Annotated in this window: 11 protein-coding genes; 8 read left to right on the forward strand and 3 right to left on the reverse strand. The window is 45.4% G+C overall.

What is annotated here, in order from left to right; all coding sequences use genetic code 11:
- Window position 1: 1 nt before the first annotated feature.
- The 3 genes from SG35_RS13825 to SG35_RS13835 form a co-directional block, all read right to left on the reverse strand.
- Window positions 2–646 carry a PEP-CTERM sorting domain-containing protein gene (locus tag SG35_RS13825; RefSeq protein WP_044832782.1) on the reverse strand — a complete coding sequence of 215 codons (645 nt, stop codon included), beginning with the start codon at window positions 644–646 and terminating at the stop codon, window positions 2–4.
- A gap of 75 nt (window positions 647–721) precedes the next feature.
- Complete coding sequence (locus tag SG35_RS13830; RefSeq protein WP_053043021.1) at window positions 722–1,627, reverse strand: tyrosine-type recombinase/integrase; 906 nt, start codon at window positions 1,625–1,627, stop codon at window positions 722–724.
- Between the two features lie 191 nt (window positions 1,628–1,818).
- Complete coding sequence (locus SG35_RS13835; protein ID WP_337993197.1) at window positions 1,819–2,556, reverse strand: response regulator transcription factor; 738 nt, start codon at window positions 2,554–2,556, stop codon at window positions 1,819–1,821.
- 268 nt (window positions 2,557–2,824) lie between these two features.
- Here SG35_RS13835 and SG35_RS13840 point away from each other — a divergent pair, with 268 nt between their 5' ends.
- From SG35_RS13840 to SG35_RS13875, 8 genes are all read left to right on the forward strand, one after another.
- Window positions 2,825–3,301 carry a DUF2141 domain-containing protein gene (locus SG35_RS13840; RefSeq protein WP_053043022.1) on the forward strand — a complete coding sequence of 159 codons (477 nt, stop codon included), beginning with the start codon at window positions 2,825–2,827 and terminating at the stop codon, window positions 3,299–3,301.
- A 123-nt stretch (window positions 3,302–3,424) separates the two neighbouring features.
- Window positions 3,425–4,468, forward strand: coding sequence for a sensor histidine kinase (locus SG35_RS13845; protein WP_084692730.1), 1,044 nt, complete (start codon window positions 3,425–3,427; stop codon window positions 4,466–4,468).
- Window positions 4,469–4,527: 59 nt separating this feature from the next.
- Entirely contained in the window at window positions 4,528–5,310 is a 783-nt protein-coding gene (locus SG35_RS13850; protein ID WP_044832785.1) for a LytR/AlgR family response regulator transcription factor, read from the forward strand.
- 227 nt (window positions 5,311–5,537) lie between these two features.
- Window positions 5,538–6,779 carry an outer membrane protein transport protein gene (locus SG35_RS13855; RefSeq protein WP_044832786.1) on the forward strand — a complete coding sequence of 414 codons (1,242 nt, stop codon included), beginning with the start codon at window positions 5,538–5,540 and terminating at the stop codon, window positions 6,777–6,779.
- Window positions 6,780–7,031: 252 nt separating this feature from the next.
- Window positions 7,032–11,243, forward strand: a complete 4,212-nt coding sequence (locus SG35_RS13860) for a TOMM system kinase/cyclase fusion protein (protein ID WP_053043023.1) — start codon at window positions 7,032–7,034, stop codon at window positions 11,241–11,243.
- Window positions 11,234–12,031 carry a phytanoyl-CoA dioxygenase family protein gene (locus SG35_RS13865; protein ID WP_044832787.1) on the forward strand — a complete coding sequence of 266 codons (798 nt, stop codon included), beginning with the start codon at window positions 11,234–11,236 and terminating at the stop codon, window positions 12,029–12,031. Before SG35_RS13860 ends, SG35_RS13865 begins: the two co-directional genes overlap by 10 nt.
- A gap of 32 nt (window positions 12,032–12,063) precedes the next feature.
- Complete coding sequence (locus tag SG35_RS13870) at window positions 12,064–12,561, forward strand: hypothetical protein (RefSeq protein WP_152646615.1); 498 nt, start codon at window positions 12,064–12,066, stop codon at window positions 12,559–12,561.
- Window positions 12,562–12,666: 105 nt separating this feature from the next.
- A complete protein-coding gene (locus SG35_RS13875; RefSeq protein ID WP_044832789.1) occupies window positions 12,667–13,821 on the forward strand; it encodes an amidohydrolase family protein in 1,155 nt (384 codons plus the stop codon).
- Window positions 13,822–13,826: the final 5 nt, after the last annotated feature.

The raw sequence follows: 13,826 nt of genomic DNA on the forward strand, positions 1-13,826 counted from the left end.
ATTATAGCTTTCTTCTGGTGAGCAGGCCTAAAGCGCCTAAACCAAATAAAAGTGCAGTGACAGGCTCAGGTACACTGGCATTTTTGGCAGCCGTAACGTTTTCAAAAACCAAGCTGTCTAAACCTTCGGTATCAATGGAAGGGGTAAAAGTAAAACCGTGAATGAGCGGTATATTGGTTGAAATCTGCACCGTTTCACCGGAAGCTGTACCGGTTTCGCTAAATAAGGTATCGCCATTGATATCAAATACGCGATAGCTCCATAAAGCAGTATTTTCACTGGCATAATCAACGACATCAAATTGAAGAAAGTTGGTAACGCCAAAGTTATCCAAATTGCCCTGGTCAAAAAAGGTCACGGTAATAGCGCTATTGCCGTGACCTGGCGTACCTGAGTAAATATAACTTAACCCGGATGTGGCGACATTTTCCCCGCCATGACCGGGAGACGGATCATCGTAGGCGTATAAATCAGCGTCGTTTGCTTCAAAGAGAATTTCTTTACTTGCCAGATATCTGTCACTTTGCCAGAGTACGTTATTACCGGTTATGTCATCAAAATCCAGAGAGATAAGTGCGGCACAGGCATGTGAAGAAATTAAGAGATTACATAGTGTTATTGTAAATAGGGTAAAATTTTTTTTCATATAATGTGTCCGGTTAGGGAGTTTAATATTAGGGAATGATATCACGAGCAAAATGTGAGCCACTTTAAATCAGCTTTAAAACGGCAGCGCCTTGGCGGCTTTTTTTCTGGCTTTCTCGCTGCGCCGGTCGTAATTTTTGGTGGTTTCCACCGAGGAATGGCCCATCAGATCCTGCACCAGGAAAACATCTTCGCCGCCTTCGAGTAGTTTAGTGGCAAAGGTGCGGCGCAGATCATGCGGGGTTAAACGTTTTAATCCCGCCTCTTTATAGCGGCGTATTATAATATCGTAAATGGTTTGCCCGGAAATAGGCTCATTAATCAGCCGGTTACCTTTCCTAGCCCTTAAAAACAACGGCCCCGGAGCTGTTAAACGCTCTTCCAGATAGACTTCCACTATTTCGAGAATACGGTTGTGCAGGGCATTGATGCGCTCTTTATTGCCTTTGCCCAGCACCTTGATGGTACCATCGTTTAGGTCGAGATCGCTAAGCATTAACCCTGCGGCTTCATGGCGGCGCAGGCCTGCACCGTAAACCAAGGCAATGACTGCGGCATCTCGCATAGCGAGCACGCCTTCTTGCCCCATGCAATAATCAATGAGTTCATTAAGCTCATCTAATTCCAGCGCCCGTCCTTTGCTGCTGCGGCTGCCCTTTATACGGTTGATCTCTTTGATGTGCTGGTAGCTTTCGACATCAATGAGTTTTTTGCGCCAGGCTTCTTTGGCGACACCTTTTACTGCCGACAGATAAACATTCATGGTAGCGGGAGACTTTCCCTGCTGGCTTAAATCAGACAATAAGCTTAGGATTTGTTCATAATTAACCAGGGACCAGCCCACCTGCCGGTGTGTTTTTTTCTGCTGTAGCTTATAGGCCACGACATTTAATAACGAGCTCATGGTGACCCGGCTCTGGGTTGACTGTAATGATAATAGGTAAATTTCTGACGGGGATTTATGGGAAAAAGCGTGTGACATCAAGTCTTTCCTAACAGGGGAAGCGGTCATTTTAGTTATCGGGGTTAGGCGAGTATACCGGTGGGAAAGGTGTAAATTCAAATGGAAATAATGGTGAGGTACAAGCGTGGGCTTGTTTGCTTAGGCTTTTGGCTGCAGGCTTAAACCGGAGCAATGGTAAATAGCTCCGGCTTGATAGTTTGTCGCCGGGGTTAGTTTAAATGGCGTGCGACTGAGCCGGTCAGAAAAATATAGCCGGCGCCGCGAACGGTTTTGATTTTCTCCTGGTCTGTGATCCCGGCAATTTTTTTGCGGATTTTGCTGATATGCATATCTATGCTGCGATCAAAAGAAGACAGCGGGCGCCTTAATACCTGATTGGCAATTTTATCCTTGTCTACCACTGTGCCGGCATGGGACATCAGCAGGGCTAACATTTCAAATTCGAAGCCGGTTAAATTCAGCTCGCTGTCGTGGCAATAGACCTCACGGGTGGTGGTGGATAATACCAGGTCATTGCTTTTGATCGTGTTTTGCATTTCCATCGGTTTGAAATAAAGCATACGGCGGACAATGGATTTTATCCGTGCCACCAGCTCCCTGTGGTTGAAGGGTTTGCACAGGTAGTCGTCTGCGCCTAATTCCAGGGCGTAGATGCGGTCAAATTGATCGTCTCGTTCTGTCAGCATCATTACCGGGGTTTGATTGGTGGACCTGAGCTTTTTCAAAAACTCGAAACCACTGAGCTTAGGCAGCATCAGATCCGATAATATTAAATGATATTGTCCCCGGTTGGCTTCAAGCAAGCCAGAGACGCCGTCATTGCACACGGTCAGGTCAAAACCTTCGCTGGCAAGATAATGGCTTAGTTCGGCGGTTAATTCCCGGTCGTTATCTATCAGTAAAATGGAGTTTTGCATTTCGCCGCCTTTTTTATCTCTTAACTGCAAAGAGTCGCCGTGTTGGCAATACTCTTATCTACTTTTAATCTGGCAGCAAAAATAAGCTTTCTTATTTTAAGGGGCAATTTCTTATTCTGCCAGTGGTACGAATTGGCAGCTGAAAAGTACATTTTTACGGTTTATGTACCATTCAATCTGCCGGGTGTACCACTGGGGTAATTGCCGCTGGCACTGACTAAGTGGGAAAAATACACTGGCTAAAGATGGCCCGCGGAGCAGGTCTGATGATTAACAAGGATCAAAAGAGAGCAGAAAAATGTACAAGAGCTTATCGGGCTTATTATTGCCTTTGTTATTTACTCCCTGGTATGTCGGCGTCGGTGCTGTCGAGCCTGTTTTAGCATCAGGTACTGACCCTGTCGATACAGGTGCGGTCAGTAAACTGCATGTTGTGGTGACGGGGGCTGAAAATAGCCGGGGGAAAATCGTGCTGGCACTGTTTGATAATGAAGATGACTTTACCAAGAAGCCTTACCGGGAGCAGATCATTGATGCCGATAATGCCGGCAGCGGCGCTATTTTCAGTCGCCTGGCCGACGGTGATTATGCCGTGGTTATTTTTCATGATGAAAATGCCAATGAACTGCTTGATCGTAATTTTCTTGGGGTGCCGGAAGAAGGGGTGGCTTTTTCCAATAACTTACAGGTGAAATTCTCCCTGCCGGGGTTTGACGATGCCAAAGTCTCCGTGCGCGGCGACACGGCTATCAGCATTAAACTCCATTATTTGTAGTCGCCATAGTGGCTCACCAGGCGATAACACAGCTTAATTCCGGGTTAGACGCGGATGGGGCATTTAGGTAATATGCTGGCTGATGCCGTTTTATTTTTTCCTGTAATTTAGAGTCTTACCTTGATGATAGCCGATTACCGTCTCAGTCAATGGTATTCCAGGAGGATGATCCTCCTGATTTATGTGCCGTTGTTTAATTTTCTGTTTTTCTCCCTTGCTATGACCAATCTCGGTTTTTACTCGCTGGAGCTGGCGGCCGGGTTAAGCCTGCATATGTGGAGCTCTGCACTGCTGTGCCTGTTGTTTGCTAAATTTCTGGAAACCTTTCCCCGGCTTAACAGCGACTCGACCAAAGGCTTTATCAGTAAATACTGTTTATGCGCGACGGTTGGCGGCACCACCAGTTTTATGGTGCTCAACAGCTTTTCTCTTCCCCTGGTGCCGGAGCCTTTTACCGCGAAAACGCCGATGGGACCTTTGATGTTCTCTTATATCGAAGTGTTGCTGTTTGCCTCGCTTAAATATATTTTACAGCAACAGCAGCAACATATGGAGCTTAATGCCAACTACAAGGAAGCCCAGTTCCGGGCGTTGAAGGCCCAGTTAAATCCCCATATGTTGTTTAACTCCCTTAACCTGATTTCCTCGGAAATCGAGCATAACCCGGATAATGCCAGCTTGCTGCTGGATGAGTTATCGGAATTACTGCGCGGGGTACTGCGCAGCTCAAATCAACTGCTGCTGCCTTTGTCCCAGGAAATTGAGCTGACCCAACACTATTTAGTGATCCAGAAAATGCGTTTTGAGCAGCGGCTGGAATATGAATTAAATATTGCCCCGGATTGTCTGCAGATACAGGTGCCGGGGTTAATGTTGCAGCCTTTTATTGAAAACTGTATTGTCCATGGCTTTGCCACCAAAAAAGATCCCGGTATTATTCAGGTGGATATACGTCAGAAAAACAATACCTTATATGTGACCGTCGAAGATAACGGCATAGGTTTTAACCCTGAGGGTAAGACTTATGGCCACGGGGTCGGGATAGTGCGCGATACCCTGGAACTACTCTATGGCAGTGGACATGAACTTGTGATCGTATCACAACCGGGTCGGGGAACGAAAATAACCATTGAATTGCCCGCTGATCAGCTAACGGATCAGGTTTAAGGGTTAAGACTCTGGTTAATAAAACAGTGAATCACGATAAACGGATATAAGATAAGGCTATGCTGACTGATTACCAAACCATATTGATCGTTGACGATGAACCGGCCGCTCGGCGTAAACTGGAAAGCATGCTGGCGAAAACCTGCCGCTTTGAACAATTGATCCAGGCCTGCGACGGCGATGAAGCGGTGGAAAAAATCCGCCAATATCAGCCGGAGCTGGTGTTTATGGACATACAAATGCCGGGCATGAACGGTTTGCAGGTGGCGATGCATACCAGGGACGAGCATTATCAGTTGATCCTGGTGACCGCTTTTGATAATTATGCGATAGAAGCTTTTGATACCCATGCCGTAGATTACCTGCTTAAACCGGTGACTCTGGCCAAACTTAACCAGAGCCTGGAAAAGGTGGCGGCCTTGCAGCAGCGTATCCCGGTGGCGCATCTGCAGCAGCTGGCGGATAAAATTTACGGGCAAAAAGACGAGCAGCAGCTGGCGGTCAGAAAAGGGGAGGCGACGGTGATCATTAACGCCTCGGAGATCTGTTATCTGGAAGCATTAAGCGGCTACTGCCGTATTGTGTTAACCCTTAAGGGCCAAAAAAATCACAATACCGATTCTGTGCTCAGCGATGCCCCGCTGGAGTTTATGCACCAGCAGCTGGATCAGGAGCAGTTCTTACGGGTGCACAGGAAATATGTAGTCAACAGCGAGCAAATTTTTGCCTATTACAGTGTAATGCGGCGTATGTATCTAAAAGTCAGGGACTTTTCTGATGTGGCTATTCCAGTTTCCCGCCGTAATGCTCCTTTGATCAAAGGCCGTTGGCAAACGGTGTGACCGGCTACAAGCTGTGCTTTGCCGAATAAAAAGGGGGAAGCACAGCTTTATTCCACTGCTGATAATTAGTTTATTCGATAATAAGCTCACTTTGATTGTGCTCGTGTTATTTCTTTATTTTTACCGCTAAAGCTGGCAAATGTACCATTGAGCCGATCCCCCCTGGCTTGTTTTTCCCCCTGTGTTTACCTTGGCTGTGTTGTCCCTTGCCGTGAAAAGGAAAATAAATGAATATGAAAAAAACAGCCCTGGCGCTGACCCTCAACCTGTTGGCTTTTGAAGCATATAGCGCCGCTTTCGCCCTCAACGAGCACAGCGCCTCCGGCCTTGGCCGGGCATTTTCCGGTGAAGGGGCGATTGGTGATAATGCTGCGGTACTGGCGAGAAACCCTGGTGCTATGACCATGTTTAGTCAAGCTGAATTTTCTGTGGTAGGCACTGCCATAGGACCGGACATTTCCCTTGAAGGCACTATTAATGACGAGCTGGATGAAGATAGTATCGCCCCCGATGCTTTGATCCCGGCGCTGTATTATATCCAGCCGCTTAATAAAAACCTTGTTGTCGGACTTGGCGCTTTTTCTAATTTTGGCTTAGCCACCGAATTACCCGACGATTATCCGGCCGGGCAACTCGCCGGAGAAACCTCTCTGACCACAATAAATGTCAATGCCAGCGGTGCCTATCGCTTTAACCGGCACTTCAGCCTGGGGCTGGGAGTTAACCTGGTGTATGCCGACGCCACCTTGATCAGGCATTTTGGCGCTAACCCCTACGGGATAAGCCAGGAAACAGAAGCGGCCAATATGACCGGGGACGATATTGCCTATGGCTATAATGTCGGAGTTTTGTATGAAATTAACAGCAATCACCGGATTTCACTGGCCTATCGCAGTGAGGTTGATTTGATCTTAAGCGGCGATTATTCCAATGATCTGCCGCTTTCATTTGGTGGCCTGGCAGGTGAAACCCTGGCGGGTGAGCTGGAAATTACCTTACCCGACATTGCAGAGTTATCCGGCTTTCATCAGTTGAGCGATAATCTGGCCCTTCATTACAGTGTGCAGTGGACCGGTTGGAGCAGTTTTGAGCGACTGGAAGCTTATGCCGAAGGGATAGAAAGCCCGGTATTTGAAAAAGATGAATATTTTGAAAACTCGGTGCGTTCGGCCGTCGGTATCAGCTATAACCTGCAGGATGTGCTGACCCTCAGGGCAGGGCTTGCCTATGATGAAACCCCGATAGAGCAGGCCTACCGTTCGATTTCCATTCCCGACAGTAATCGCATCTGGTACAGCACAGGCATGACTTATCACTTTAAAAATGCCTCGTCTTTTGATCTTGGCATGAGCTTTATTAAGGGGGAAGAAGTGGAGTTTACCGAAACTGATGATTTGGGCCAGGCCTGGCAATTTACCTCAAACGGGGATGCAACCTTAATGTCGGCTCAGTATAACTATAGGTTTTAACCTGGGGTCTGCTGAATTGACAAATAAGGGATATTTCTAACAAGCAATACTTTTTGGCCAAAAAGATAATTTTTGTACAAGAATTGAGGGGAAAATGAATGGTTAAAAAAGCCTAATAACATTAAATAGATATCTGATTGAAAGTCATGAAAACATAGTGATACACTCAAAGCCTGTTTAGTGAATGCAAGCGTGGCTAACCTTAATAAAATTATATAGGGCGCTTGCTGTTTGAAGCTTCAGGATAGTGGTATGACAATAACAACAATAAATACACTAGAAGCAGACTTGGGCTTTGTTTCCGATGCCTATCGTCTGGTCCGGAAAATAGGCCAGGGAGGCTTTGGTCAGGTTTATCTGGCAAAACAACTCAATACCAACCAAGATGTTGCCATCAAGTTCTTATCGGTCAGCAGCGATTTCGATGACGCCAAGAAAAAGCGTTATATTGAACGTTTTGATCGAGAAACCCTATTATGCAGCCGCCTGCAACACCCCAATATTGTTCGTTTGCTGGACAAAGGCTGTTGTCACGACAATCTGCTTTATGCCGTGTTTGAATATGTCGACGGTAAAACCCTTAAAGAGACCCTTTCAGAGTCCGGTGCCTTATTGCCGGTAGATGCCGCCGCCGTGATGGGGCAGGTACTTGATGCATTGGCCCATGCCCATGAACAGGGGGTGATTCACCGGGACATTAAACCGGCGAATATCATGCTGACCAAAGTTGGCGCGAAAATTCATGCCAAGGTATTGGACTTTGGTATCGGCACTCTAGTCAATGAAGTGCGCCAGCTCGATTACAAAAGCATTACCTTGACCCAGGAAACCCTGGGAACACCTTCCTATAGTGCGCCTGAGCAGTTACGGGGAGAGCCGCCGACACCTAAAACCGATATTTATGTCTGGGGTCTGGTCTTTATCGAATGTTTAACCGGGAAGCCTGCCATTTCCGGTACCAGCCTGGCATCTGTTTTCCATAAGCAGTTAAGTCAGTCGAATGTGCCCTTGCCACCTTCACTTGCCGGACACAGTGTCAGTGCATTATTGCGCCGGGTACTCAATAAAAAAGCCGGGGAAAGGGCAAGTAATGCTGCCGAGTTATATCATGCATTTCACCAGTTGAATTTCTCTACTTTGGTAGGAGATCTTACTCAAAACACCGACCATCATTTTTCAACGGACAATACCTTAGTGGTGCAGCCGGGGGACAATGAAACCCTGATCAATGATACACAGATCAATGACAGCAGTGTTGTACAGGCCACATATGCCAGTTTAACCGAACGTAAGCAAATTACGGCATTAGCGGTTGTATTAAATGTCAAAGCTATCGGAGATAGCGAACCCGACGGCGAGGTGGTGGATGCAATACACAGAGATCAAAAAGCCCAGTGCATTGATACCGCCGTACGTTACGGCGCTTTCCATGTGGGCAGTTTAGGCAACACCCTCTTGTTTTATTTTGGTTATCCTGTGGTCAGTGATAATGACGGACGGTTATGTGCCCGAACTGCGCTGGAAATTAGCAGTAAACTCAGTCAGCGAAGTTCACTGTTAAGGCAAAACCAGGGGATTGAAGTTAGGGTTCATATGGGGATGCATACCGGGATTGTGACTACTTATGCCGATGCTACACCTGAAGGGGATACCACTAATATTGTCCTGGATCTTGCCCGCCTGGCGGAGAAAAACCAGGTGCTGGCGACACAAAGCAGTAAAACTTTACTGGAGAGTTATTTGACCTTTCAGCCACAACAAGCAGTGTGTATGGGGGTTAAACCTGAGCCGGTTGCTCTTTATTCACTTGTTGGTGAGCGACAGGTAGAAGCCTTTGGCTTTTTGCGGGTCAATAAAAATAACCATGATTTTATTGGTCGTGAACAAGAGTTGTTCACTTTGGGACAGTTACTCAAAGCTCAAGCAAATGTTGATAATCGCATTGATACCGAGCCTGCACTGTTGAACAGGTCTGTGCATGTTTATGGGGAAGCAGGGATCGGCAAATCCCGTTTAGTCTTTGAGTTGAGGAGTTTAGCTGCAAGTTATCGTCATTTCGTGGCCCAGTGCTTGCCGGAGCATAAAAATAATGCCCTTTATCCGGTTTTAAACTTAGTCAAATATAAATATTCGCTTGATTCTTTGACCGCAGGCGCTGCGACAGCAAAGCTTCATCGTGAACTTAAGCATAGTGCAACGCAAGTAGGGCAAGAAATGGCGCAAGTACAGGATGCACTGGTGATTTTATGCTCCTGGTTAGCTTTGCCTTTACCGGAAGGTGTTCAGGGTAAACCGCTGAGTCCCGATGTGCAAAAAGATATTTTATTTAAGGCCTTAATCACACTGCTGCTTAGCCGGGAAACGATCGGCAATAGAGATAAGATGCAACCGGTTTTATTTTTATTTGAAGATTTGCATTGGGCGGATCCTACAACAATAGCCTTTATTGCTGAGCTTAGCAGTGCAAGCCTGGGGGAAAATGAGGTCTTCATCAGCACTTCGCGTCAGCCTTTGCCACAAACGTTAAGTCACAGTGGCTTTGCATCTATAGCCCTGACGAAGCTAAGTCAGGAAAAAACTGCTGAGTTTGTCTTTAATCTGTTTGATAAGCAGCAGGTATCGACAAAACTGCTTGATGTGGTTGTCAGCCGCACCGATGGTATTCCACTGTTTATTGAAGAACTGGTGAATATGCTAAAACAAAAGGGCTTGGTTCAGCATTTAAACGGTATAACCGACTTTATCAAGCCGGATAATATCAACGAGGTACCGGGCAGTTTACGTGACTCGTTACAGCAAAAACTTGATACCTTAATTTATGCCAAAGAAACCGCTCAGTTGGCGGCAACCATTGGCCGTGAATTTGATTATGCACTGCTTGCGGCTGCTTCTAACCACAGTGCTGCCCAGCTACAAACTGATTTAAATGAGTTAATAGAAGCCGATTTAATTATTTTACAACGTAAGGTTGCAGGTAATAGTTATATCTTTAAGCATGCCCTGGTCCGGGATGCTGCATATGAAAGTATGCTAAATGATAAACGTATGGCCGCCCATAATAATGTGGCCGGGGCGTTTGTCGATAGTTTCCCTGATTTTAGCAAAAAGAATCCTTTCGTTATTGCCAGTCATTACGCTAAAGCCGGTAATGATGAAACAGCTGTTACTTTCGGTATCGATGCGGTAGTACTGCAAATAGAGAAGTCTGCCAATGATGAAGCCTACTCTTATGCCAATCTTATCCTGCCCTGGGTGAAGAACATTTCTTGTGAAGTGAAACAGATCAAAATTGAGTTAAACCTGTTAGATATCATTTTGCCTGCGGTGATGAGCTTAAGTGGTTATGGCGGGGATGAGGTAAGCAAAATAAGTCACCGGATAGAAGCATTAATTGACCAGCTCGAACGAATGCCGGGAGCAAAGCTTGATGAGGGGTACACTGAACTTACCAATAAGGTTGAATGGTCTTTGTTCTTAAATTCTCATTACTCTTCTCAAAGAGCACAAACCATTGAAGTGGGAAATCGCATTATTGCCAGGGCAAGAAAAGAAAGGAATCGGCAGCGTGAAATGGTGGTGCTTACCCATCTGGGACAGGCTCATTTAGTGGACGGTAATTTAAAAGCGTCTTTAGATATGCACAATGCTTCATTGCAAATGTATAGCGAAGCATTGGATAAGGGGATTTCTGCTGAATATGGAACAGACCCTAAGGCTCAAAATTTATCCATGCTAACCCTAACTTATATCCACTTAGGCATGCCCGAGAAAGCACTGGAGAGCGTAAATAAAGCATTAGCCTACTCTGAGGTTATTGGCCACGATGTTTCGATTACTTTTGCTCATTTATTTAAGGCGCTTTATGCGTATTTTATGAATGATCGCGAGAGCGTTATCACGACAGTACAAAGATATGAACTAAGTCATGGTGATAAAAAGGAGTTGGTTTGGATCAATACCTTTTTATACATGCTTTATGATTGGGCATTATATAAGACAGATTTTGCGGAACTAAGTATCAAGGACCAGCTGGAGTCGGGGCAATTGTTTGCCTTAGCCTGGTATGAACCTTCTTTAGCTGATACTTACCTGGAGTTGAAGCAATATGATAAAGCGATAAACTTGATGGAAAACTCTTTGCAGCGCACTAAAGCAAATGGTGAATATGCAGCATTACCTTTTGTATTGAGTAGTTTGGCTAAATGTTATTATGTTGTAGACAAGACACTTTCTCCCAGAGTCGAACAAATGTTGAATGAATCCCTTCGTTATGCCCGGGAGCAAAAGGCAATCTTTTTTGAACTTCATTCGCTTGTGTATTATTACCCGTTAATTCAGGATAAAACTAAGAAAATGCAAGTGCAGTCAGAGATTAACATGATTGTTAATGGCTCAGATGAAATGAAAGATACAGCGCCATACAGAAAAGCCATGGAATATCAGGCAGAGTCTTTATGCACCTAAAGAATCTGCAAGAAAGTCTTTCAGACAATAAAAAAGCTCAATATGAAAGCAATGGTTTTCATATTGAGTCTGAAAAAATTATACCTGAAGCTGTGTTATCTTCAGCCATGGCAGGAATAAAACGAGTTGCTAGCGGAGAATATAATACCGGTCTTGCTCCCTGGGGGAAAATCGGTAACAGTGAGCAGCTGCAAAGAACCGCTCAGATACATTTGGCCGATCAGGACATTTTTAATTTAGTTACTCAACCGGCTATCGGTAAAGTAGCAGCACAGATAACCGGTGCCAATGAAATCAAAGTTTGGGGAACTCAGCTTTATAGTAAACCGCCACAATTAGACACTCAGGCAAATGTCGGTTGGCATACCGACTATCAGCATATGCCTTTTTTTCGTGACGGTGTTATCACTGCCTGGTTGCCATTAATTGATGTCAATGAGAACTCGGGAGCGATCACTTATATAAGAGGATCGCATCAATGGCAAAATGCCGCTCCATACCTCAATGCTGCGATACAGGATCTGGGGAGTGTAAAAAGTCATTTTATCAGGGCTAACAAGGCTTATTCCTGGTGTGAAGTTACGGCAACGATGGCTGCAGGTGGTATTTGTTTTCATCATAAGGACATGATCCATGGCAGTAGTGCGAACCAAACGCCTGTTTACCGTCATGCCATCGCCATAGGCTTGCTGACCGGGCAGGCTGAAATTGATACCAAGGCAAATGATTATGGCTACCGTGCTGTCCTGGACAATCGGGATTTTTGTCCGGTAATTTATAGTCAATAACCTTTTCTAAGAAGAAAAAATAGGAGAAAAACGTGAGTAATGAAGATATTCGTTCGTCAGTTGGTGCTGAGCAGGGTGACCCTAGTACACTAAGCAATATGGAAGCCATTCAAGATTGGCAGTTAGCCTGGTCAAGGCTAGTTTCATATGCTTGGGAAAACTGGAACGATGCAGAAGTGATGAAAAGCCTTCTTGCTGATCCGCATCATTATTTGAAACAGTTTGGTTATCAAGGCCAATTCGATACCACAAAAATTAAAGTGGTATTGGAAGGTAACGGTGCACCGGTAAACCTGGAACTTAATGAGTGGGATAGTGAGCAAAGAGCCGGTTATCAATCACCTGACGTCAAACCGGCGGGTGAAGAAAGTGTCGAGCCTCTGACCAATGGTTGGAACAGCGCACATGAGAATAACCAGCTTGCCGGTGCCCTTGTTGTGGTATTGCCTAAACCACCGGAGAAGGATCAAACATTGGCGTTGGCAGATTATATGGCGATTAGTAACTATCAGCCATTTACCTGTACTTAATATAAATTAACCGCCTTAGGGTGTTCGAGATCAAGTTCACCCTAATTATTTCCTGCGAAACTAGACACATATCACACTCCTAACCGAACCGGCTAATAATAAATAATGAAGTTTAAAATAATTGATTGTGACCGTCATGTCATTGAACCCAGCTTTTTATGGCAAGAATACGCCCCAAGTGAAGTTTTTAAAAACACCCCGGTATATTTAAAACAAGATACGCCAGAGTCCCGTAGTGAAAGAGTTGCACGGCTAGGGGAAGAAGCGGATATAGCATTACCGCCACAACTTATGATCGGCTCTGTGCCGGTGTTGAATAACTGGCATGAGAGCAATCAGATAGCTTCTGCACATATTAATCAAAACAGCCAGAAACAAAGGTTTGATGCAACACTCCCCCATACCCAGATAGAGACAATGGACACTGCCGGGATCGGTCGGGCACTAATGTTTCCGACTTTTGCCATGCTGGTAGTCAACCACTCACAAATTAGCCCGGAGACATCCTATGCTTACGCCAGGGCCTACAACCACTGGTTGAAAGATTATATCAATTATGATCCTAAAAGGCTTATCGGCGTCGGTTTGGTCAGTCGCCATGACCCTGATAATATGTGCCGGCAAATAGAAGAAATTGCTTCTTTTGGCTGGCATTGTATTACTTTAAGGCCTGAGGTTATCGCCGGCAGGGAACTGGGGCATGAAGACTATGAAGCGTTCTGGCAATTATGTGAAAAGAAAAATATCACCGTAGCTTTTCATGGTGGCACACATCTTCACGGGCCAACAGTTGGCTCAGAGCGGTTCAGTTCGAGGTTTGCCTTGCATGCCTGCTCGCATCCGATGGAAATTCAGATGGCTTTTCTCTCCCTGTTAGAATCAGGAGTGCTGGAAAGATACCCCAAGTTAAAGTTTGCTTTTCTTGAGGCCGGTTGCTCCTGGATCCCTCACTGGCTATGGCGATTAGATAATATCTGTTACCCGGAATTCCCGGCTTTAATCAAGAAGAATATCCGTATGCTGCCATCTGAGTATTTTAAAAGGCACTGCTGGACTACCTTAGAAATTGGTGAACCTTGTCTTAAAGCTGTAGTTGATATGATAGGTCATGAAAATATTCTCTTTGGCAGCGACTTTCCTCATCCGGATCACCTGCATTTTGATGTGGGAGAAATAGCCAAGGAATGCGATGAATTAACCGCAGAACAATTACAAGATATTTTAGAGGTCAATCCTCAAAATTGTTTCAGCCTGGATTAATGGCG

Source organism: Thalassomonas actiniarum (assembly GCF_000948975.2).
Taxonomy (GTDB): Bacteria; Pseudomonadota; Gammaproteobacteria; order Enterobacterales; family Alteromonadaceae; genus Thalassomonas; species Thalassomonas actiniarum.